Raw genomic sequence first — 21,513 nt, 5'->3', positions numbered from 1 at the left:
CGCTTCCGGCAGTTTTCGTGCAAATAGACCTGACTTTGGGACTTGGCCTATTTTTTGCCGGAAATCTAATATGTGAAGTGTAGAGCATGCGTAAATTGCGGTTACGCCAACTTTTGTCGCGATTCCGCCATCCGGCCCGCGGCGGCACCTCTCACAAAGACCGATAAAAGACGCTTGCCGGTAACCTTGAACCGCCCACCGGACATCCGCCGGGCCCTCTCAGGCACACGTCGCCAACGGCGCGTGCGGGTTTATCGGGCGTTGGTGACCGTCAGGGATTCGTGTAGAGTCGATTGACGAGTTGTGCCGTGCAACATGAAGCACGCGAAGCACACGAAAGGGCCCCCTCCTTCCTTGGTTGGCAGCAGAACATGATTCAACACTCCAGAGTCGTGCAGTGGCTGGTGACCGGGCTCGTCGTGACGGTCACGCTCTTTGTCGTCCTGATCCTTGGCTGGCTGCGCGTTCATCACATGTCTCAGGTGTTCCTGCAACAAGAAGCGCAACGACAGCGCGCGGCACTCGAGCGCATTGTCGGTACGGCCGAGGACACCCTCAAAGGCGCCGCCCCCTGGGTCGGCCGCGCTTGCGGCGAGGTCAACAGCTCGTTGCAGGCCACGGGCACGCTCAGCCCCTACTTCCGTTCCATCTGGCTCGTCTCCCACGGGAAGATGTATTGCTCGTCGGTAATTCGCTCCGACGAGGCCATCGAAATGCCTTTGCCGGCTGAACTCGTGCCGTTGCTGACCGGCACGCCCGAAATGTTTGTCGACAGCACGCCCTATGTGCGCAACTCCCCCGCACTGGCATTGTTCATCCCGACGTCGGCCACCGACGGTGTCCTGGGCTTTATCGACAGCGTGTATCTCACCGAGTCGTTGCATAGCGTCAAGACCAACGAGCTTGCCTGGACGGCAATGACCATCGGGAAAGTGTCGCTGACGTCCGAAGGCCCGCGGCTCGAATCCGTCGGCATCGCCACCCGCGGGGCTCAGGTCACGCTCGACTCGGACCATTTCTCGACGTCGCTTGCCGGCAGCGCCACCCTGACGCGCTCATTGATCGCCACGCAGGCGCCGATCTTTCTGGCATTCGGCGTGGTGATCTCGATTTTGCTCGGCATCCTGACGTTCCGCCATCTCGGCCCGGCCCAGTTCATGCGGCGGAAAATCGCGCTGGGCATCAAACGCCATGAGTTCAAGGTCTACTACCAGCCCGTGATGGAGCTGGCCACGGGCCGCTGCGCCGGGGCCGAAGCGCTGATGCGCTGGCATCACCCTGAGGCCGGTCTCGTGCGCCCCGACGCCTTCATCCCGATCGCGGAAAGCAATGGCCTGATCATCGAACTCACTCGTTCGCTGCTGAAGCAGATTCGCAACGATGTCTCCCGAGGCGCGCTGCCGCAGGGGTTTCACATTGCGGTCAATCTTGCGGAGCGGCATTTGCGCGACACGACCATCGTGCACGACATCGAACGCCTTTACGGTTCGCTTAACGAGACGTATCCGATGATCGCGGAAATCACCGAGCGTTATGTGATTCGCGACACCGCCGCGGCGCGCCATGTGATGGCGGAACTCCAGCGTCACGGCGTGGAAACGGCCTTGGACGACTTCGGTGCCGAAAACAACTCCATCGGCTATCTGAAGCGCTACGACTTCAATTATCTGAAGATCGACAAGGAGTTCCTGCCCGTTACCGAAGACGATACGGTCACGCGCAATATCTGCGATTCCATCATCCATCTGGCCGAGCGGCTGGACATGACAATCGTGGCGGAGGGTGTCGAAAGCGAGATGCAGGCGAGTTATCTGCGCGAACGCAACGTCACCTACGCCCAGGGATATCTGTTCGCGCGTCCGATCGCGTTCGACGAGTTGGTACAGTTTGCGATAGCCCACGCGGGCAGAGGCCCGGCGTCGGTGAACTCGGCGTCGGCGAGCGTCGTGCCACTCACGCCTCTCAAGGCAGGTTAAACGCTCATTGCCCTGGCGCGTACCGAAAGCGCCCGACCGGTGACGACCATCGGCCTGGCCCTTGCGTCACGCCGCAACCCGGTCAGAAGACCAATTGCGGCATGTTGCTGCGTGGCGTGGGCATGGCGGCCGCCCGTGTGCTGTCACGCATTTCGGCACGCAGCAACCACAACCGTCGCGCGACAAAATGTCTGAAGCGCATTTCACCTGCGGAGAAAGAGATTTGCATCTGATGCCGCTTGCCGTTGGGCAGCATGCGAACCAGACGATAGTATCGAGCCCCGTCAACCGTTTCCTTGATATTCCTGACGCGCATCATTTCACCCCGTTTCTGTTGTGTCAGGTGAGTAGGCACTTCGACAACCGTCGCAGTCCCGGTGGACCCGTATCAGACGTGGACTTCAGCCTGACGCGCGACTCACCGGCCAGGGGGGGGCATGCGGCGAAATTCAATGTAGAGGAGCAACGTCCCCCATTCGTCCCCCAAAGAATAATCCGGCGTCGGCTTCGTTGGTGCGTGGCAACACTTCCCTGTCCGGCGTCGGTGTTCGCAGGTCCGCCGGCCCTCTACAATGCGCTTACCTGCCAAGTCCAATAGAAAACAACTTTATGGTTTCCGAACCGCCTTCAACGCCTAACGGGGTTTCGCATCATGGACTGGACGATGCGCTGCAAGTGAGCGGATCGCTTTGGGTGCATCGTGGCAATGCGTCGCTTGGCGGCCACGCCAGAATTGCGTTGCTCGAACAGATCGCCGCGCATGGGTCGATCACGGCCGCCGCGAAAGCCGCCGGCATGAGTTACAAGGCCGCATGGGACGCCGTGGATGCGATGAATCAGCTCGCCGGCGAACCGCTGGTGGCACGCAGCACGGGCGGCCGTGGCGGTGGTGGCACCCGCCTCACCGCACGCGGCGCGAAGCTCGTGGCAGCGTTCCGGGCGGTGGAGGTGGCGCAACGGCAATTCCTCGCGCGCGTGGCGACCGATCTGGAACATTTCGACGAGCAGTGGCCCATCATCGCGCGGCTGGGACTTCAGACCAGTGCACGCAATCAGTTGCACGGCACGGTCACCGCGATTCGGCGCTGCGGCGTGAATGACGAAGTGACGCTCACGTTGCCCGGCGGTGAAGCGATCACAGCGTCGCTCACGCACCACAGCACGCAGACGCTGGGGCTGGCGACCGGCAGCGATGCGTTCGCACTCATCAAGGCCCCGTGGATCGAAATCGCGCGCGGCGCCGATCTCGCGGGTTTGGCGACCGCGAACCGCCTTTCAGGCACGGTGGACGCCATCGCCGACGACGCGGGACAGGCCGAAGTCATTCTGGCGTTACCCGGCGGCAGCCGGCTCGCCGCCGTCATGCCGCATGACACGCTGACCGCTCGCGGGTTGACGGTGGGTGTCGGCGCGACGGCCGCGTTCGCGGCCGCCAGTGTGATTCTGGGGGTCATGGCCTGACGCACTCGCGTCGGGCCCGCGCGTGGATCACAACGCGGGCGTTTCGCAGTTGGGCACGACGGATGGCTTTGCGTCGCGACGATCCAGACGCAGGCTCAGCAGCGCCACGCCCACGCCCGCCAGCGGCGCGAGCGCCGCCACCCAGGGCACGGCCGTCAGCCCGGGACCGTGTTCGATAACGAAGCCGCCGAGCCACGCGCCGATGGCGTTGCCGAGGTTGAACGCGGCGATATTGAAGCTCGACGCCAGGCTTTCCCCCGCCCCCGAGGCCTTTTCCATCACCCACAGTTGCAGCGGCGCGACCGTCGCGAAGGCGGTTGCGCCGAGCAGGGCCACGAAGACGATGGCCAGCCAGTGCGAGTGCAACGCGAACGTCATCAGCCCCAGCACCCCAGCGAGCGCCAGCAGGCTGCCCAGCACTGTCGGCACCACGCGACGATCCGCAAACTTGCCGCCCAGCAGGTTGCCGACGACCAGACCGCCACCGAAGATCAACAGAATCGGTGAGACCGCGCCCTCGGCAAAACCGGTCACTTCGGTCAACAGCGGGGCGATGTACGTGAACACGCCGAACACGCCCACCCAGCCGAGCACCGTCGTGAGCAATCCGAGCAGCACGGGACGGCGTGCCAGCGCCCGCAGATCCGCCCGCCAGTCACCCGCATCCTTAGGCGCGGCGATCTTCGGCACGAACCCGGCGATCACGAGAAACGCGAGCGCACCGATCAGCGTCACCGCCCAGAAGCTCGCGCGCCAGCCAAAGTGCTGCCCCAGCCAAGTACCGAAGGGCACGCCGAGAATATTGGCGACGGTCAGCCCCGTGAACATCACGGCGATGGCCGACGCACGGCGCTCGCGCGGCACGAGGCCGGTGGCGACCACCGAACCGACGCCGAAGAACGTGCCGTGCGCGAACGACGTCAGCACGCGGGCTGCCATCAGCGCCGCATAGCTCGGCGCCAGCGCACAGGCGGCATTGCCGATGGTGAAGATCGCCATGAGCACCAGCAGAACGGTCTTGCGCGGCCAGCGCGCAGTGACCGTGGTCATGAGTGGGGCGCCGACCACGACACCCAGGGCATAGCCGGAGATCAGCAGGCCGGCGGCCGCGATCGAGACGCCGAAATCGGCGCCGACGTTGAGCAGCAGACCCATGATGACGAATTCCGTCACGCCAATGCCAAAGGCACCGGCGGTCAGGGCATAGAGAGCGATAGGCACGAAAGACTCCTGTCTCGGGATCAAGGAAGGTCAGGCCACTCAGGGAATGGCGATACACGAATGTGCGGAATATAGACGCCCTTGCATTGGTGAAATAGACTGCGCAAAGGAACATGATTTGTGACTTGATGTCACAATGGCCCGCATCCCCTTTCACAGGAACGCCGGAGGACACCGCCGATGGGTCGACAGGACGTCAATCGCTCCGGCGATATGGAAGTTTTCTCGCGTGTGGTCGAGCTTGGCGGCTTCTCGGCGGCGGCGCGCGCGCTGCATATGACGCCGTCCGCCGTGAGCAAGCTGATTGCGCGGCTCGAGGCGCGTCTGGGTGCCCGCTTGTTCAATCGTTCGACGCGCCGCCTGCAACTCACCCCCGAGGGCACGGCCTTTCACGAGCGGGCGATGCGCGTGCTGGCCGACATCGAAGCCGCAGAGCGCGAAGCGGCGGCGGGTGCGGTGCCGCGCGGGCTGCTGCGGGTGAATTCCAGCGTACCGATCGGCTCGCACTATCTGCTGCCGGTCATTCCGGCATTTCTCGCGCAATACCCCGAGATCCGTCTCGATCTGACACTCACCGACACGGTCGTCGATCTGCTGGAGCAACGCGCCGACGTCGCCGTACGGGCCGGCCCGCTGCGCGATTCCCGGCTGGTCGCTCGCAAGCTCGGCGAGAGTCGTGTGCATGTGGTGGCGTCACCGGACTATCTCGCCCGCAACGGCCCATTGCGCACGCCGGCCGACCTGATTCACCACAACGTCATGGCCTTCAATTTCGACCGTCAGGTGCAGGGTTGGCCATTTCTCGACGGCGCCGGCGGCATCACGCACTACCCGCAGGTCGGCAATATGGTCGTGAGCGACGGCGAGATCATGCGCAAGCTCGCGGTCCAGGGGCTGGGGCTGGCCCGCCATTCGCGCTACCACGTCGACGACGATCTGCGCGCCGGCCGGCTCGTCACCGTGCTCGATGACTACAACCCGGGCGATCTGGAGCCCGTGCATGCGGTGTATGTGGGGCAGGGCGGCCATTTGCCCGCACGCGTGCGGGCGTTCCTCGACTTTCTCGTGGCGAACGTGCGTCTGCCGTAGCGGGGCAAGCGTGTGGCACGCGTCGAGCCCATTTCACGCGCTTCCGCCATTGACAGACGTAACGCGCCCGGGGCCTGGCGCCCAGGGCTGCGCGAACGATCAAGCCCGCGCCAGGCCGCGATGCGACCAGACAAAGAGCGGCCATGCCAGCGCGGCACACACGAGCCCGCCGGCCCACACCAGTCCCCAGCCGCCAATCGACAGCAGCAGCGGAATCGCGAGCGGCGTGAGGAACATCGTCATAAACACACCGGTGTTGCCGATACCTAGCGCCGTTCCCGCACGCGACGCCCCGGCAAGCGTGGCCAACTCAGTGAATGCCACCCCATGCCAGGCCGACGCCACCACACCTCCCGCAATCAGCAGCGCGATCATCCACGGCGTGCCATGCGCCAGCCATTCCGGGCGATGCGTCAGCGCCGTCACGAGCAGCGCCAGCGAGGCGAAGACCGCCCCCACCGCCATCGCGCACAGACGCAGATATTGCGGACGGTTGCGGCGCTTGTCGGTGAAGCGCCCGCTCCACACCCGCGTGATGGCGGCCCCCGCCTGTACGGCGCCAAGCGTGAGCGAGATGGTTGCCACGCTGGCGTGCGCCACATCATGCAGAAACACCGTGCCGAACGTGAGCACCGCGATCTGCGGCATCGCAAGGACCGCCATGCCCAGCGCCGTACTCAGCAGGCGGGCATCGCGCAACGGCGAATAGCTTGCGGCCGCGCGTGCGTCGGCGGCCGTCTCCCCGCGTGCCGACTTGCCGGCGTCCTCCTGCAGTGCCTCCGGCGGTTCGAGCAGCCACCGCCATGCTACGACCGCGGCAGCAAACGACGCCGCAGCCAGCCCGGCATAGACCGCTTCGAAGCCGAAGTGCTGCGCCGCGCCGGGCAACACCAGCGCGCCGACCCCGCCGCCGAGCGGCACGGCGCATTGCCGCACACTCATTGCCAGTCCTCGCTCGCGATCGTGAAACCAGCGCATGATGGCGCGCCCGCTCGAGCCATTGACGCTGCCACCGAGGATGCCGATCGCCAGCATCCCCGCCGCAAGCATCGGCATCGACGGGACGAAATGCGCCGTCGGCACACCCCAGATCGCCAGGCCAACAAGCGCGAACGCCGTCACCATCAATCCGACAAGCAGCACGCGCCGGTCGCCCCAGCGGTCGGTGAGCATGCCCCACGGCAGTTCGGAGACGGCGATGCCCAGCCCGATCATGCCGAGCACGATGCCGAGATCGCTATTGGCCAGGGCGTAGGCGCTGCGCATTTGCACTGCGGTGGCGGGAATGCCACCCATCGCAGCGGCAAAGCTGGCATTGGCGGCCACGCCAACACCCAGCACCTTCCAGCGGTGGTTGCGGCCCAAGCCGCGGGGGGCCATCGAGGCATTCGATGCCGGGGCCATCCGACGGGCAGTGGCGGGAGCGGTACACAGACGTTCGTTCATGTGTGACGGTGCGCGGCCCGCAGGCACACGGCTCATAGGGGAAGAGGGGGGGAGTCGCGGCGTCCGACGCGTGCCGATGCACAGTTCGGGCCACCATGAACCGCATCCTACGGATAGACATTGCATCGGAAAAGCGGGAAAATTCGATGCCGTATATCGTGTTTTCCGGATCATCATCGCAAGGGCCACCATGAACCCCCGCGCCTTCGACCTCACGCAGTTGCGTACGTTTATCGCCATCCACGACGCCGGCAGCATTTCGGCGGCAGCGGAGCAGATCTTCCTGTCGCAATCGACGGTCAGCGAGCAACTTCAGAAGCTCGAAGCGCGCGCCGGCCAGCCGTTGCTGGTGCGATCGCGCAAAGGCATGCGTCCGACCCCGGCGGGCACGCGGTTGCTCACCTATGCACGGCAGATCTCGGCACTGTCCGAGGCAGCGTTCGAGGATCTGCAGGGCGTGCTGCTCGATGGCGAGTTGCGCATCGCCATCACCGACTATTACCGTCCGCACGACGTCGGCCGCGTGCTCAAGCGATTCACGAGCCTTTACCCGCGCCTGCGGCTGCATGTGAGCGCCATGCAAAGCGCGCAGATCGAGCGCACCGCCCTGACCGGCGAACACTTCGACGTAGGGTTGGTGTTGCGTCTGATGAACGAGGATATCGGCCGTGGCGCGAAGGCGCTGGGCTACCGGACGTCGGGCACGCTGGTGCGCCGCGAGCGTCTCGTGTGGGCGATGTCGTCGACGCTGGGCGAGCCGCTGGGCGAGCCGCTGCCGCTGGTGACAATGCCGCCGTCATGCACGCTGCAAAGCCTCGTACTCACCGTACTGGAGCGGCACAACGTGCCCTATCGCATCTCCCACTCGGCGGCGGGCGTGGCCGGCATGCAGTTGGCGCTCGGCGCGGGGCTGGGGATTTCGTGCCTGAATGAATCGGCACTCACCCCCGATCTCGTCGTATGTCCACCGTCGCTTGGCCTGCCCCCGCTGCCGCGCGCGGAATTCCACCTGCTGCCCGGACGCGCCGACGAGACCGACCTGATCCGTCACGCCCGCAATGCGCTGCTGCGCCTGTTCGCGTGATACCTTTGCCCCCTGATCCCGATTTTGTCCGCTCATTGCGGTTGCCGTCATGCCGGAAGCCACGCCGATTCGTCTGAATTTCAACACCCGCCGCGCGCTGCTGTTCGCGCTGACGGCCGAGCGTCTGTCGGCCTTTTACGAACATGGGCAGTGGATGACAGACAAGCAGGGCGCGACGCTCGCGCAACTGTGGCTGTCGCGCTCGAAGCTTCAGCTACCGCTCGAAGAGCGCCGCCTGCTTTCAACGTTGAGCGACGATTTCGCGCGCGAACTGGCCGGCACGCTCTCGCGCGAAGCCGGCCTGTATACGGCGCATGAAATGACGGAATCGCTCGACGCGGACTATGCGTTTGCGTCGGCGGTGGCGCAGGATCTGTTGGAAGACTGCACACGGCGCCTCATCGAGGCGGGAATTCCGGAGTCATGACGGCGTAGCGAATTCGAGGCGTTGACGGGGTTTATCAGCGCGCGCGTCACGCCATCACGCCATCATGCAACGATGCCACGTTCCTGTACGAGCACCCACGGCGCGACAACCACTGCCCAAAGCTCCGGCGTGCGCGCGGAGAAATCGGCGGCTTGCTCGGCCTGCATGCGCTGCACCAAGGCCGACGATAGCCATTGCGACACGGTGGCCTTATCGTCGTTGGCAACCGCCTCGGCGACCGATACGAGGTCGACGCCGGGCGCCACATACAGCAGCACACCGCGCGCGAAGAACGATTCCAGATCCTTCCAGTCGATCTTGGCGGTTTCACCGAGCAGGCGCAAATAGACGTCGCTGGCACCGGACGCGGCGGCTTGGGAAGCTTGAACTGATTGGGCGGACTTGGGCGAATCCATGACAACGGGCTCCAGAGGGCGCGGGTCGACGACAACGACTGCGCCGGGCAAGCGTAAATAACGAAAACCCGCATTGTAATGTGCCCCGGCATGCGCGACGGTGGTAGCATCGGAACCCCACGTAGCGCGCCGGTGCCGCAGCGACATGGCACGACCGCCGCGGGGTGGCTAACGTTTTACCGAGGAACCGCATGTCCAAACAAAAAACCGATCCCAAGCTGGAACAAGCGCTGACGCGCGGCGATCTCGCCATGCGCCAGATCAACTCTGCCCGTGCGACCGCGCTGCTGCGCGCCCTGGGCGAGATGATCGTGGCAGCGTCGGCAACGATCGGCGTCGAAGCGGTGGTCGACGTGCCCAATGGCGACAAGGTCTACGACCCGGAAGAGGGTGTGTGGCCGCAGGCGCTCATGCTGTCATTCGACGGCCCCATCGAAGAGGCCGACGAAGAAGAGCTGCGCACCGTGCGGTTGAGCGCTGAAAAGTATCCGGAAACCTTCGAAGTGGTGTGGCACCGCGCCGATGGCAAGATGGGTCGCCATGAAGCGCGTCCGCTCGCGATGGTCGCGTTTCTGACCGACGTCGAAGTACCTTGGCTCGACGACGAAGCCTGATCCCGAATCGGTCCTGACACTGTCGCTGTCGCTGACGGTACGAGGGGGCGGCATCGCCGCTGTCGCTTGTGCTGCGTGCCGGTAATCCGCCGCCCGAGGCTCACACCTGGGCGGCGGTTTCGTTTGCGCAGGGGCTACACGTCGTAGCGTGCCGACGTTGCGCCATCCCCCGGTCGATCCCAGACTGCAATCACGAGTCCGATGGCGATGAAGCCTGCGCCGAGCATGCCTTCCTGACTCAGCCGGTCGCCGAAGAGCGCGAATCCGAACAGCGTCGCGAACAGGGGATCGCTGGTCTCGATGATCTGCACTTTGCTGGCCTGGCCGCCGGCTACCGCCCGCGTGGTCAAGTAGAAGCCCCCGATTGTCGGCAGCAACACCAGCGCGCATAGCGTCATCCAGGCCGCGCCGCTGGGCATGGCGAATCCCTCGCGCATCAGGGGTATCGACAGAAAGGCACTGCCGAACCCGAACAGCCAGACGAGCTGCGGCAATCCCGAGCCGATCCTGAACCACTTGGCGAGGAAGATGAACAGCGCGTAGCCGCATCCACCGGCCAGCGCCAGGGCGATGCCCGCGGTGCTGCCGTCGATGCCGCTTTCGAACAGGCCCATCACACCGACGCCGAGGACGATTGCCAGAAAGGCGGCCGTCTTCCGACGCGTTGTCGTCTCCCCGAGAAACCGACCGGACAACGCGAGCGTCGCGCCGCCCGCCGCATACGTGAGGAACGAGACGAGCGGAATCGATGCGTGCGAGAACGCCGTCGTCTCGAAGTGGTAAAGGCTGAAAATGCCGAGAAACGCGAGACATGCAAACTGAGGCCAGCGACGGGCCAGCCGAACGGTCTGCGTGCCGAGATCGTGACGACAGGCACAGAGCAGCGACACCACGACGAAGGCACCGAAGCATTTCCAGAAGGCGATCATCGCGGGCGTGGCCCCTTGATCGAATCCGGTTCGCGTCAACACGCCGATCGTGCCGTTCAGAACGGCGGCGACCAGCGCGCAAATCTCCGGCCCGTAGGCTGTGCGATTAAATACGCCCATTTTCCGATGTGAACTTAATAGATAGGCAATAAGCGACGCACTCATGGCGTTTGAGGTGCTCTGACGAAGTCGACAAAGGTCACGCGGCCGCTTTGATCCGACGAGAAGATTCCTCCCCACTTGTCATCCCATTCGGAAAACGCGGTGTCTGCTCGAAGAATCCGGGTGGCGGCAGCGAGATTCCAATGCGGGATCCCCGGCAACAGATGATGCGTAAGATGGAATGAATCGCCGTGCATCCCGATGAAGATGCGTTCAACCCAGCACGAATAACGGTTTCGGGCGCCGAAGCACCACTCACTGGATGCGTCCATGAACGGGTAATGCTCGGACAATTCACTGAACCAACCAATTACTGGAAAAACCAGGATCAGCGGAATCCACCAAAAGAACATAAGATTCGCCAGCCATCCCTGCGAATAGGCAATCACAGCCATCGACGCATGAAAGGCAAGAATCAACCAGGATTCTGCTTGGGATTCGTTTGGGCGCACAGAAAAAGACAGGCGACTCAGAATCAGGGACTTGATATAGCGGAGTGTGAACCGGCCATATATCGCGCTCAGTACGAATCGCCGGAAGAAGTCTGGGCCTCGTTGGGTCTCATATATCCCTGCGCCCAGCAGCTCCCGATAATCGGGATCGTGATTGGCATCGCCGAGGTGTGAGTGATGCAAAATTACGTGGGATTGCCGATAGGCAAACATGGATTGCATGATTGGCCAACCGCAGAATACTCGGCTCACAACCCGATTCAAAGCCTTGGATCTGAACAGCGTCCCGTGCGCCCCATCATGGAAAAGACTTGCTAATGCACGCTGTCTAGCCCCGATGATCAGAACTGACAACGGATACAGCAGCGGCTGCACCTCTAATGACAGCAGGCAGCCGGCAAGAATCCAAACGTAATCGAGAACGATAGAAAAAAGCCCTCGATGGTTGTTTCGCTCGCACAATGCCTTGATGCGGCTCTTTTGATCTCCGGTAAGCGCGAGACTCGTGTATTTCCGTACCATGTTCCCCCTCCGCCAAACGTTCCGATGACGGAAGGGGACATCCCCATTTTTCCGTCAACGCTCATCACGCTCCGAGGGGGAAGCGCGCACCAAATTTGATTTCGCATTCTGCCAGCGGAAATACACCTGCAGAATGCAATTGGGTGCGAAAAGTCAGATTTAAGAATTTTCGGATATTCGATCCGGCCCGAAGCCGGCCGTCATCTGCGCGACGGCACAATGCCCGCGCGTATCAGATCGACGCCAGCGCAAACGTGCGGCCCGTCGCGAGCTTGTCCACGACACCGCCCTGCTTGAAATGCAACGCGTCGAATTCACCGAGCACGGTGGCGTTCGCGCCCTGCACATGCAGCGCCGTACCCTCTGGAATGGCAACGACGCGTTCGTCCGGATTGATCGCCAGATACTCGGCCAGACGCTCCTCGCGCGATTCACCGTTGTGCCCCGTCGGCTTCCCACTGATGAAATGCGGATTCACCTGGAACGGAATCAGGTTGAGCGCTTTGAGCGTCGGCGGCTCGACGATCGGCATGTCGTTGGTCGTGCGAATGGTCGGGCACACCACGTTCGCCCCGGCGCTCCACCCCACGTAAGGCATCCCCGCGTTCACACGCTCGCGCAGCAGGCCCACGATGCCCGCGTTGTACAGGCGATCGAGCAGCACGAACGTATTGCCCCCGCCCACCACGACGGCCTGCGCCTGCTCGACGGCGGTGCGCGGATCCTTGTGATGATGAATCGACTCGAGGGCATAGCCCAGCCGCTCGAACGTCGGCTTCACGCGCGATTCATACTCGTCGTAGCTGTACGTGATGCCCCCGGCGTACGGCACGAACAACACGTGTTTCGCGCGATCCCTGAGCACCGCATGCACCTGATCGTCGGCATGCGCCAGAAAGCCCTGGCTGCCCTTGCGGGAACTGCTCATCATCAAGATCTGTTTCACGACTCATGCCTCCAGGGCAGATGTTTTCGGGGGAACGGCCCGGCGCGGGCGCGTCGCGCACCTTCGGCGCAAACGGTGAGTGTACCCGTCACCTCAACACAGGCACGACGCACCTCGAACCGCGTAGCGGTCGCCGCCGCGTACGGCGCCCCCATTTCTCATGAAGTGAAATGCCATATCGAATGCTGCAAACGCACCACCCGCTTTCGGTATCCGACGCAAAGCCCCGTGGCGCCGGCCTCATACGCAAATCCTTATGCCGCCTATAAGTTGCGGGAGTATCACGACGCGAAATCCCGGGTTTCCGAGCGCCCGGAGAAGGATTACACTCAGGGTCTTATATAAGACTGCCCCTTATCGTCAACCACCCGGTCGTCATCCTCACGCCAACCGCGTGGGTGTCTCGGCAAGGTCACTGGACGAAATCGCGTCAACCTGGTTTTCAAACTCGAGTACAGCATCATGACTTCCACTTCCCAGCGTGGCGGCCTGACGGTCGCAGACAATCTGATCGCGTTCATCGAAAAGGAAGCCCTGCCGGGCACCGGTGTCGATGTCGATGCGTTCTGGAAAGGCTTCGACGCCATCGTTCATGACCTCGGCCCGAAGAATCGCGCCTTGCTCGCCGAACGCGACCGCCTGCAAAGCGAACTCGACACCTGGCACCGTGCCAACCCGGGCCCCATCGCCGACGCCGCAGCCTATCGCGCGTTCCTCGAAAGGATCGGTTACCTGTTGCCCGCGCCTGCCAGCGTGCAGGCCACCACGGCCAACGTCGACCATGAAATTGCCGAGCAGGCCGGTCCGCAGCTCGTGGTGCCGCTCTCCAACGCCCGCTACGCCCTGAACGCCGCCAACGCGCGCTGGGGCAGCCTGTACGACGCGCTCTACGGCACCGACGCCATCCCTGAAACGGACGGCACAGAAAAGGGCACCGGCTACAACCCGAAGCGCGGCGAACGCGTGATCGCCTTCGCACGCGGCTTCCTCGATCAGGCCGCACCGCTGGCCGACGGCTCGCATAAGGACGCCACCGGCTATCGTGTCGAGAACGGCAAACTCATCGTCACGACCAAGACCGGCGAGACGGGCCTGGCCACGCCTGCCCTGTTCGTCGGCTATCAAGGCGACGCCGCGGCGCCGACGGCCGTGCTGCTCAAGCACTACGGTCTGCACTTCGAGATCCAGTTCGACGCCAGCCACCCGATCGGCAAGACCGACGCGGCGCATATCAAGGACGTGCTCGTCGAAGCCGCCGTCACGACCATCATCGACTGTGAAGACTCGGTCGCCGCCGTGGACGCCGACGACAAGGTCGACCTCTATCGCAACTGGCTCGGCCTGATGCAAGGCACGCTGACGGAAGCCGTGGAAAAGGGCGGCAAGACGTTCACGCGCCGTCTGAACGCCGACCGCGAATACACCGGCGCCAACGGCCAACCGGTGACGCTGCACGGCCGCTCGCTGCTGTTCATCCGTAACGTCGGTCACCTGATGACCAACCCGGCGATCACCGATCGCGAAGGCCGCGAGATTCCGGAAGGCATTCTCGACGGCGTGGTCACCGTGCTCGCGTCGCTGCATGACCGCAAGCATCGACTGAACTCGCGCACCGGCTCGATCTACATCGTCAAGCCGAAGATGCACGGCCCGGCCGAAGTGGCCTTCGCCGATGAACTGTTCGGCCGCATCGAAGCGCTGTACGACCTGCCGCGCAACACGCTCAAGATGGGCATCATGGACGAAGAGCGTCGCACGAGCGTGAACCTCTCGGCCTGTATCGCCGCCGCCGCGTCGCGCGTTGCATTCATCAACACGGGCTTCCTCGATCGCACGGGCGACGAGATGCACACCGCGATGGAAGCCGGTCCGATGATGCGCAAGGGCGACATGAAGTCGTCGGCATGGATCACGGCCTACGAGAAAAGCAACGTGCTCGTGGGTCTGGCCGCCGGCCTGCGGGGCCGCGCGCAGATCGGCAAGGGTATGTGGGCCATGCCGGATCTGATGCAAGCCATGCTCGAGCAGAAGATCGCGCATCCGAAGGCCGGGGCGAACACCGCCTGGGTGCCGTCGCCGACCGCCGCCACGCTGCACGCCCTGCACTATCACATGGTCGACGTGCAGGCCGTCCAGCAGGAACTCGAGAAGATCGACTACGCGAAGGAACGCGACACGCTGCTCACGGGCCTGCTGACGGTGCCGGTCGTGGCGAAAGCCGAATGGTCTGCCGACGAAATCCGCAAGGAGATCGAGAACAACGCGCAGGGCATTCTGGGCTACGTCGTTCGCTGGATCGACCAGGGCGTGGGCTGCTCGAAGGTGCCGGACATCAACGACATCGGCCTGATGGAAGACCGCGCCACGCTGCGCATTTCGAGCCAGCATCTGGCGAACTGGCTGCGTCACGGCGTCATCACGCGCGCGCAGGTCGAAGAGACCTTCAAGCGCATGGCCGCCGTGGTCGACAAGCAGAACGCAGGCGACGCGCACTATCGTCCGATGGCGCCGAACTTCGACGACTCGCTGGCGTTCCAGGCGGCAAGCGCCCTGGTGTTCGAAGGGCTGACGCAGCCCAGCGGCTACACCGAGCCGCTGCTGCACAAGTACCGTCTGGAACTGAAGGCGAAGCAACGCGGGTAATCGCACGACGATAAGTCGATCGGTTCGCGGCTTATCATTGGACGCTCGACGGGGTAACCTGTCGGGCGTCTTTGTATTTTAGGAGCCGGCTGCGCATGGACCCCGCCATCGCCCTGCAACGCGCCGAGCGTCGCGCCCTGTGGTTTCTTGTGGCCGCGCTGGTGATCTTCGTCGCCACGCTCTTCATGCCGGAGCACTTCGTCACGGGCTGGATCCGGGCAGCGGCCGAAGCCGCGATGGTCGGCGGACTGGCGGACTGGTTCGCGGTCGAAGCGCTGTTCCGGCGCATTCCGATCCCAGGGCTCGCGCGGCACACGAATATCCTGATTCGCAAGAAAGACGCCCTCGGCGACGGTCTCGCCCGCTTCGTGCGCGAGAAGTTTCTCGACACCCCCTCGGTCGTTCGGCTCATCCGGCAACAAAACCCGGCGGACGCCGTCGCGCACTGGCTCGGCTCGTACGAGAACACGCGTCAGTTGAGCGCGGTGCTGGTGAAAGTGGCCAGCGGTGTGCTCGACGTGATGGACGAGCGCAACGTGCAGGCCTTTATCCGCCGCGCGCTCGACACGATGATCGACCGGCTCGACCTGTCGCAATCGGCGGCCGCCATGCTCGACACGCTCACGCGCGACGGCCGTCATCAAGCGCTGCTCGACGAGACGCTCGACTACCTCGTCGAGCTCCTCAATGAGCCGCAGACGCGCGAATTCATTTCGGCGCGCATCGTCGACTGGCTCAAGAGTGATCATCCGAAGAAGGAGAAGGTGCTGCCGTCGGAGTGGATCGGCAACAAGGGCTCCGACATGATTTCGGCGGCCGTCACCCGCCTGCTGGCGCAAATGGAAGCGGACGAATCGCATCAATTGCGTCAGGCGTTCGATCGCGCGGTCGCGGGACTGATCGAGCGGCTCAAGCACGACGCCGACTTCCAGGCGAAGCTCGACGCTTTCAAGACCCAACTGAAAGGCGACACCGCGTTGAACGCCTATGTCGGCGGTCTGTGGAACGAGTGGCGAAGCTGGGTGAAGCGCGACCTCGCGCGCGACGACTCGGTGATCGGCGCCAAGATCACCGGCGCGGCCGCGTGGATGGGTCAGGAGCTGGCGCGAAGCGACTCGCTGCGCAAAGCGCTCGACGCGCAATTGCTGGATGCCGCCGAGCGCATGGCACCGGGGTTTGCCGACTTCGTGACCGAGCACATCCGCGCCACAGTGCATGGCTGGAATGCCGAACATCTGTCGCAACAAATCCGCCTGAGCGTCGGACAGGACCTGCAGTACATCCGCATCAACGGCACACTCGTCGGTGGACTGATCGGCGCCGTGCTCTATTTGATTGCCCAGGCACCGGTGCTGCTTTCGCGCGGCCACTGACGAGCATCGGCGTCGGACCGGGTAGCAAACGCGCACCGCTCAACCGGACTGAATCTGCCGCCGCCCCCCTTTTGCTGCGTTGCGCCGACCGTTGCACAAATACCGGCCAACCCTAGGGAAAACCCGTGGTTTTTTCGCAACGCAGCGGCGTTGGCACCTCGCGGATTGCCGAATTCCAAAAAACCAATGAAAATCAATCACTTAATACGAGCAATAGGGGTGGATGCCACCGGTCTGACGCGGATCACAGCACGAATTAGAGGGAAATGTCGCGGCGCGCAACAACTTGTTTGATCTGACGGGGTTTATCGCGAAGTGCGACAGCAGTAGAGTGACAACATGATGAAGTCAGTCGACGTCGTGGCTCGCAGGGTGCACCGCACCGCGGACGACGCCGGCTCGTACAGGAGCATTACCATGGCTGCCCTCGGTTCTTTCCTTCTGCTGGCGAGTGCCTCGCTGCTCACCGCGTCGTATCTGCGCAGCCGTGCCGCGCGTACGCGCCGTCAGCAAGCGCGCGTGACGCGTCGCTGAACGCTTCGACGCCAAGCGATACCGGGCGCATCACTGCGGCGCATAGTGTCTGAGCTCGTTGTCCTGCACAACGAATCAGGCTTTTCGACGTTTGATTGTTTCATTTTCAGCAATACTCCCTTCTCCGGGAGCGCATTTTTCTCCTTGCTGCGTGGGCGTAGATTGGCGCCAATGATGGCGCCCATGGTGGACGTCTCGCCAGACAGGAGAAATGAAAATGAAGTCCATTCTGATCGCTTCGGCCTTCGCTGCCGCGCTGTTGAGCGCAGGTGCCGCGAGCGCCGCCGAGAATGCCCAATCGGCTGCCCAACCGCAGCAACCCCAGACGCAAGCGCAAGTTCAAGTGCGAACGCAGGCCCAGCCGGGTGCCGTGGCAGCCACCACGCAAACGACGACCGTCGCCCCGGCCTATGAAGTCCCGGGCCGCGTGAATCGCGCCGGTTCGATCTACTTCGGTCAGTAAGCTGCGCAATAAAACGGCAAGCCGGGGCGCTGCCCACCGGCCTGCCGAATTCCCGATGCTCGGGCACCCCCACACGCCTCCCCGTCCCGTCGTTCCCCCTCAGTAGGTTCGCTTCATCGCTGCCGCACACGCGGCGGACAGGCATCCCACCGCCAGCACATACACCGCGATCCACCATGGTTTGTGACCGCCGTATTCGAGCAGCGTCGCCGCCACCAACGGTGTGATCGAGCTGGAAACGATTCCCGACACTTGATACACGACCGAGATGCCCGTGTAACGAACCCGCGTGTCGAACAGTTCGCAGAACATCGACGCCTCAGGACCATAGACGAACGCATATACAACGCCCAGCGGCACAATCACCGCGAGCGACACCCACCAGACGCTCGTCGCATAGTGCATCACCGCCAATGCCGGAATCGCCGACACGCCACAGGCCAACGCACCCCAGCCGAACACTCGACGGCGTCCCACGCGGTCCGACAGCTTTGCGGCATACGGAATCGTGACGATCAAGACCATGGCCGCGAGCGTGACCGCCAGCAGGATCGGCGTCTTCGGAAAGTGCAGCGTGCCAACGAGATACGAGATGGCGAACACCGCATAGACATTGAACACCACGCCATCGATGTAACGCGCGCCCCAGCCCAGCAGCACGTTACGCCGGTAATCGCGCGCAATCTCCGAGAGCGGCACATGCGCGACGCGCTGACTGTCCTTGATGCGCGCGAACTCGGGCGTCTCCAGCACGCGCAGCCGGATGAACATACCCACCGCCACGAGCACCACGCTGAGCATGAACGCCAGACGCCAGCCCCATGCCATGAACTGTGCATCGGTCAGTGTCGACGAGAGCAGCGCGACCACACCGGTCGACAGGCACAACCCCACGGCGAGCCCGATCTGCGGATACGCCGCGAACCGCCCGCGCCGGTCGCGCGGCGCGTACTCAAACGCCATGAGCACCGCGCCGCCCCATTCGCCGCCCAATCCAATGCCCTGCAACAGACGCAGGAACAGCAGAATCAGCGGGGCCGCCATGCCAATACTGTCGTAGGTCGGCACCAGTCCGATCAGGAACGTCGACACCCCCATGATGGAGAGCGTGACAATGAGCAATGGCTTGCGTCCCAACCGGTCGCCGAAATGGCCGAACAGGATGCCCCCGATCGGCCGCGTGGCGAATCCCACCGCGTAGACCGTATAGGCGAGCGCGGTGGCAATGAAGGCATCGCCGCTGGGAAAGAAGAGCTTGTTGAAGACGAGGCCTGTCACAGTGCCGTACAGGAAGAAGTCATACCATTCGACGGTCGTGCCGATCAGGCTGGCCAGCGCGACCGTGCGCACCGCTTTTTCGGCGGAGACGGCATCGCTGCCGCCCACGCCCGTGAGAACCTGTTCCATTGCGCCTCCTGTTGATGCGCCGCGCCGTGGCGGCGCGCTGCGACGCACCGGTCTGCGCCGGGCGTCTGTCTCCTGGATGTCTCGGTGCCGCCTTTGGATCACGCGGCTATGTTTTGATGATGCGGATTACGGGGACTGCGGGTAAGACGCGAAAACACGCATGCGCGCGAACGCATACGACCGTAGCGGCCACCTGACGATCAGGCGGTGGCGCCGATGAAATTGCGTCCGCGCGGACCGTCGAGCGCGGCGGCGATCATCGCGCTCGATTCCGGCTCGGACACGCCATAGGCCGAAAACTCGGTCGCCACGCCCAAACCGTTGAGAAACGCGGTGAGCTTGTCCGGGGCGCGGCCAATGTCGCCGTCGAACACCTGCGCCAGCACCGCGTCGCGATCGACACGGCGGCCTATCGCCAGACGCATCACCGCCGGCAAGGTGAACGAGCACGCAATGCCGTGCGGGAGTCCATGTCGAATCGTCATGTCGTACGAAATGGAATGCGCCAACGCGGTCTTCGTGTTGGAGAACGCCATGCCCGCTTGCAGTGCCGCGAGCGCCGCCTGAGCGCGCAACGTCTCGTCGTCCAGTGACACCATCAGCTGCGGCAACACGCGCATCATGTCGCGCGCCGCCGTCACGGCGAAGGTGTCGGAAATCGGATTGGCGTTGACATTCCAGATCGCCTCGAGCGCGTGCGAGAGGGCGTCGAGCCCGCTTTGCAGCGTGATGGCGTGCGGCAGCGAGCGCGTCAGTTGCGGATCGACAATCGCCGCCTCCGGCCACGTCTCGGGTAAATGCAGCGAGTACTTCTTGTGCTTCACATGACGATCCCACAGCGTGGCCCACGGGGTGACTTCGCTGCCGGTGCCGGCCGTCGTCGGAACGGTGATGAGACGCTTGGTCCGCGATGGCCGGAAGTCGCCCCCCGCATCAAGCGCATCGACGAGCGTCGCAAAGCGATCATCCTCGCCCGCGACCATCAACAGCTTGGCCGTGTCGAGCGCGCTGCCGCCGCCCAGCGCCACGATCACCTCGCACTGGCCGTACCGCCGCCAGAAATCGCTGTACATCGGGGCGAGTTCGCGCACATCCGGGTTCGGGCTGACACGATCGATCGTCCCCGCCAGCCGTTGCCCGAGCAGCGCTTCGACGCGTCCCGTCATGCCGAGCGCCCGCGCTTCGGGCATGGTGACGAGCACAACCCGCCGCTCGCCGACCAATTCGGGCAACTGAGCAAGGGCACCCGCACCGAAGCGAACATCGACCGGATTATGGAAACGTGAACATGCAGTCATGGTGAGGAGGTGCCGCTGCACCCGCGGGCGCTGCGATCGATTGACGAAGATTGAGCTGGATTATGGTGAGGACCGTTCTATACTTCCAATTCACAATTTTTCGTTAAAGTATTGATAAAACCTATACCTCGTCACGGGAGCGTCATCGATGCGGATTACCCAACTGCGCTCGTTCCATGCGGTGGCGCACCACGGCAGCGTGACGCGCGCGGCCCAGGCGCTGCATGTGAGCCAGCCCACGATGACCACGCAGATTCGTGCGCTGGAGGAGACCTACGGTGTCGAACTGTTCTACCGGCACGGTCGTGGACTGACGCTCACGCCGACCGGAAAATCGTTGTATGCGGTGAGCCTGCGTATCTTCTCCGACGAAGCCGAAGCGCTTGGTCTGCTCAAGGAGCACGGTGAGCTACGCACCGGCGAACTACGCCTGGGTGCCGTCGGACCGCATCACGCGATGGAGATCGTGGCGGCATTCCAGCCGCGTTACCCCGGCATTCGCATTTCCATGCGGCCGGGCAATTCCGAAGAGATGATCGAGAGCCTGCTGGCCTACCGCACGGACGTGGCGGTGCTCGCGCGCTATCACGACGACGCGCGTCTGCATGCCGTGCCCTATCGCACGCATCCGGTCGTGCTGTTGGTGCCGCGCGCCCACCGCTTCGCCAAGCGACGCAGCGTGCCGCTCGCGGCGCTGGCTGACGAGCCGATGCTCATGCGCGAGCCGGGATCGACCACGCGTCACGCGCTCGAAGCGGCGTTGCAAGCGGCGGGGGTGACACCGACCGTGGCGATGGAGATCGGCAGTCGCGAAGCGATTCGCGAGGCGGTGATTCTGGGGCTGGGAATCGCTGCAGTGTCGGCGCGTGAGCATACGCCCGACGCGCGACTTGCCACCGTATCGATCAGCGACGCACGCGTGGAGACGACAACGGTCGTTGTGTGCCTGGCGCAGCGGCGAGCGTCGCGAGCGATTGCGGCGTTTCTGGAGGTCGTGGCGGGACTGGTGTAACGCCCGTGGGTATGGCGTGGGCAGTGCCTGGCACGCCG

The 21,513-nt window shown here is 63.7% G+C and carries 18 protein-coding genes; 10 read left to right on the top strand and 8 right to left on the bottom strand.

Annotation, left to right across the window (positions count from 1 at the left end):
* Nucleotides 1-371: 371 nt before the first annotated feature.
* Together BGP02_RS08715 and BGP02_RS08710 are read left to right on the top strand one after the other, a co-directional pair.
* On the top strand, nt 372-1,976 hold the full coding sequence (locus BGP02_RS08715) for an EAL domain-containing protein (protein ID WP_286798377.1): 1,605 nt from the start codon (nt 372-374) through the stop codon (nt 1,974-1,976).
* Between the two features lie 609 nt (nt 1,977-2,585).
* Complete coding sequence (locus BGP02_RS08710) at nt 2,586-3,437, top strand: TOBE domain-containing protein (protein WP_150561976.1); 852 nt, start codon at nt 2,586-2,588, stop codon at nt 3,435-3,437.
* Nucleotides 3,438-3,464: 27 nt separating this feature from the next.
* Here the strand turns inward: BGP02_RS08710 and BGP02_RS08705 are convergent, their stop codons facing one another.
* Nucleotides 3,465-4,658 carry an MFS transporter gene (locus BGP02_RS08705; protein ID WP_017233694.1) on the bottom strand — a complete coding sequence of 398 codons (1,194 nt, stop codon included), beginning with the start codon at nt 4,656-4,658 and terminating at the stop codon, nt 3,465-3,467.
* A 180-nt stretch (nt 4,659-4,838) separates the two neighbouring features.
* On the opposite strand from BGP02_RS08705, the gene BGP02_RS08700 reads away from it, so the two are divergent.
* Complete coding sequence (locus tag BGP02_RS08700) at nt 4,839-5,747, top strand: LysR family transcriptional regulator (protein ID WP_017233695.1); 909 nt, start codon at nt 4,839-4,841, stop codon at nt 5,745-5,747.
* 99 nt (nt 5,748-5,846) lie between these two features.
* Here BGP02_RS08700 and BGP02_RS08695 read toward each other — a convergent pair whose 3' ends face one another.
* On the bottom strand, nt 5,847-7,127 hold the full coding sequence (locus BGP02_RS08695; RefSeq protein ID WP_017233696.1) for an MFS transporter: 1,281 nt from the start codon (nt 7,125-7,127) through the stop codon (nt 5,847-5,849).
* A gap of 256 nt (nt 7,128-7,383) precedes the next feature.
* Between BGP02_RS08695 and BGP02_RS08690 the strand changes: the two genes are divergently transcribed.
* Nucleotides 7,384-8,277 carry a LysR family transcriptional regulator gene (locus BGP02_RS08690; RefSeq protein ID WP_017233697.1) on the top strand — a complete coding sequence of 298 codons (894 nt, stop codon included), beginning with the start codon at nt 7,384-7,386 and terminating at the stop codon, nt 8,275-8,277.
* Nucleotides 8,278-8,326: 49 nt separating this feature from the next.
* Nucleotides 8,327-8,704 (top strand): hypothetical protein, encoded by a 378-nt coding sequence (locus BGP02_RS08685; protein WP_017233698.1) that lies wholly within the window; start codon nt 8,327-8,329, stop codon nt 8,702-8,704.
* 62 nt (nt 8,705-8,766) lie between these two features.
* Here BGP02_RS08685 and BGP02_RS08680 read toward each other — a convergent pair whose 3' ends face one another.
* Nucleotides 8,767-9,120: a DUF2288 domain-containing protein gene (locus BGP02_RS08680; RefSeq protein WP_017233699.1), complete on the bottom strand. Its 354-nt coding sequence runs from the start codon at nt 9,118-9,120 to the stop codon at nt 8,767-8,769.
* Nucleotides 9,121-9,311: 191 nt separating this feature from the next.
* Here BGP02_RS08680 and BGP02_RS08675 point away from each other — a divergent pair, with 191 nt between their 5' ends.
* Nucleotides 9,312-9,734, top strand: a complete 423-nt coding sequence (locus tag BGP02_RS08675) for a hypothetical protein (protein ID WP_017233700.1) — start codon at nt 9,312-9,314, stop codon at nt 9,732-9,734.
* Between the two features lie 134 nt (nt 9,735-9,868).
* On the opposite strand, the gene BGP02_RS08670 is transcribed toward BGP02_RS08675, so the two are convergent.
* The 3 genes from BGP02_RS08670 to pepE form a co-directional block, all read right to left on the bottom strand.
* Nucleotides 9,869-10,783, bottom strand: a complete 915-nt coding sequence (locus BGP02_RS08670; RefSeq protein WP_286798376.1) for a DMT family transporter — start codon at nt 10,781-10,783, stop codon at nt 9,869-9,871.
* A gap of 41 nt (nt 10,784-10,824) precedes the next feature.
* Complete coding sequence (locus BGP02_RS08665; RefSeq protein WP_017233702.1) at nt 10,825-11,799, bottom strand: fatty acid desaturase family protein; 975 nt, start codon at nt 11,797-11,799, stop codon at nt 10,825-10,827.
* 232 nt (nt 11,800-12,031) lie between these two features.
* Nucleotides 12,032-12,745, bottom strand: a complete 714-nt coding sequence (gene pepE / locus BGP02_RS08660; protein WP_286798375.1) for a dipeptidase PepE — start codon at nt 12,743-12,745, stop codon at nt 12,032-12,034.
* Between the two features lie 462 nt (nt 12,746-13,207).
* On the opposite strand from pepE, the gene BGP02_RS08655 reads away from it, so the two are divergent.
* The 3 genes from BGP02_RS08655 to BGP02_RS08645 all read left to right on the top strand — a co-directional run bounded on the left by BGP02_RS08655 (nt 13,208) and on the right by BGP02_RS08645 (nt 17,758).
* Nucleotides 13,208-15,388, top strand: a complete 2,181-nt coding sequence (locus tag BGP02_RS08655) for a malate synthase G (RefSeq protein ID WP_017233704.1) — start codon at nt 13,208-13,210, stop codon at nt 15,386-15,388.
* Nucleotides 15,389-15,483: 95 nt separating this feature from the next.
* The gene (locus BGP02_RS08650) at nt 15,484-16,761 is read left to right on the top strand and encodes a DUF445 domain-containing protein (protein ID WP_017233705.1); all 1,278 of its coding nucleotides are present in this window, start codon (nt 15,484-15,486) and stop codon (nt 16,759-16,761) included.
* A gap of 751 nt (nt 16,762-17,512) precedes the next feature.
* Nucleotides 17,513-17,758, top strand: coding sequence for a hypothetical protein (locus BGP02_RS08645; RefSeq protein ID WP_017233708.1), 246 nt, complete (start codon nt 17,513-17,515; stop codon nt 17,756-17,758).
* Between the two features lie 99 nt (nt 17,759-17,857).
* Here BGP02_RS08645 and BGP02_RS08640 read toward each other — a convergent pair whose 3' ends face one another.
* Both BGP02_RS08640 and psrA read right to left on the bottom strand, forming a co-directional pair.
* Nucleotides 17,858-19,165, bottom strand: a complete 1,308-nt coding sequence (locus tag BGP02_RS08640) for an MFS transporter (protein WP_150551197.1) — start codon at nt 19,163-19,165, stop codon at nt 17,858-17,860.
* A 200-nt stretch (nt 19,166-19,365) separates the two neighbouring features.
* Nucleotides 19,366-20,463: an iron-containing alcohol dehydrogenase PsrA gene (gene psrA, locus BGP02_RS08635; protein WP_026131907.1), complete on the bottom strand. Its 1,098-nt coding sequence runs from the start codon at nt 20,461-20,463 to the stop codon at nt 19,366-19,368.
* Between the two features lie 148 nt (nt 20,464-20,611).
* Between psrA and BGP02_RS08630 the strand changes: the two genes are divergently transcribed.
* A complete protein-coding gene (locus BGP02_RS08630) occupies nt 20,612-21,475 on the top strand; it encodes a LysR substrate-binding domain-containing protein (protein WP_150605927.1) in 864 nt (287 codons plus the stop codon).
* Nucleotides 21,476-21,513: the final 38 nt, after the last annotated feature.

The organism is Pandoraea sp. 64-18 (assembly GCF_001899225.1).
Taxonomy (GTDB): Bacteria; Pseudomonadota; Gammaproteobacteria; order Burkholderiales; family Burkholderiaceae; genus Pandoraea; species Pandoraea cepalis.
This window is presented reverse-complemented; position numbering and strand designations above follow the sequence as displayed.

Coding starts and splice junctions, on each gene's coding strand:
- BGP02_RS08700 (WP_017233695.1), top strand. CDS start 4,839: ATGGGTCGACAGGACGTCAATCGCTCCGGCGATATGGAAGTTTTCTCG.
- BGP02_RS08630 (WP_150605927.1), top strand. CDS start 20,612: ATGCGGATTACCCAACTGCGCTCGTTCCATGCGGTGGCGCACCACGGC.
- BGP02_RS08640 (WP_150551197.1), bottom strand. CDS start 19,165: ATGGAACAGGTTCTCACGGGCGTGGGCGGCAGCGATGCCGTCTCCGCC.
- BGP02_RS08715 (WP_286798377.1), top strand. CDS start 372: ATGATTCAACACTCCAGAGTCGTGCAGTGGCTGGTGACCGGGCTCGTC.
- psrA (WP_026131907.1), bottom strand. CDS start 20,463: ATGACTGCATGTTCACGTTTCCATAATCCGGTCGATGTTCGCTTCGGT.
- BGP02_RS08690 (WP_017233697.1), top strand. CDS start 7,384: ATGAACCCCCGCGCCTTCGACCTCACGCAGTTGCGTACGTTTATCGCC.
- BGP02_RS08645 (WP_017233708.1), top strand. CDS start 17,513: ATGAAGTCCATTCTGATCGCTTCGGCCTTCGCTGCCGCGCTGTTGAGC.
- BGP02_RS08655 (WP_017233704.1), top strand. CDS start 13,208: ATGACTTCCACTTCCCAGCGTGGCGGCCTGACGGTCGCAGACAATCTG.
- BGP02_RS08710 (WP_150561976.1), top strand. CDS start 2,586: ATGGTTTCCGAACCGCCTTCAACGCCTAACGGGGTTTCGCATCATGGA.
- BGP02_RS08685 (WP_017233698.1), top strand. CDS start 8,327: ATGCCGGAAGCCACGCCGATTCGTCTGAATTTCAACACCCGCCGCGCG.
- BGP02_RS08670 (WP_286798376.1), bottom strand. CDS start 10,783: ATGGGCGTATTTAATCGCACAGCCTACGGGCCGGAGATTTGCGCGCTG.
- BGP02_RS08650 (WP_017233705.1), top strand. CDS start 15,484: ATGGACCCCGCCATCGCCCTGCAACGCGCCGAGCGTCGCGCCCTGTGG.
- BGP02_RS08665 (WP_017233702.1), bottom strand. CDS start 11,799: ATGGTACGGAAATACACGAGTCTCGCGCTTACCGGAGATCAAAAGAGC.
- BGP02_RS08680 (WP_017233699.1), bottom strand. CDS start 9,120: ATGGATTCGCCCAAGTCCGCCCAATCAGTTCAAGCTTCCCAAGCCGCC.
- BGP02_RS08695 (WP_017233696.1), bottom strand. CDS start 7,127: ATGGCCCCCCGCGGCTTGGGCCGCAACCACCGCTGGAAGGTGCTGGGT.
- BGP02_RS08675 (WP_017233700.1), top strand. CDS start 9,312: ATGTCCAAACAAAAAACCGATCCCAAGCTGGAACAAGCGCTGACGCGC.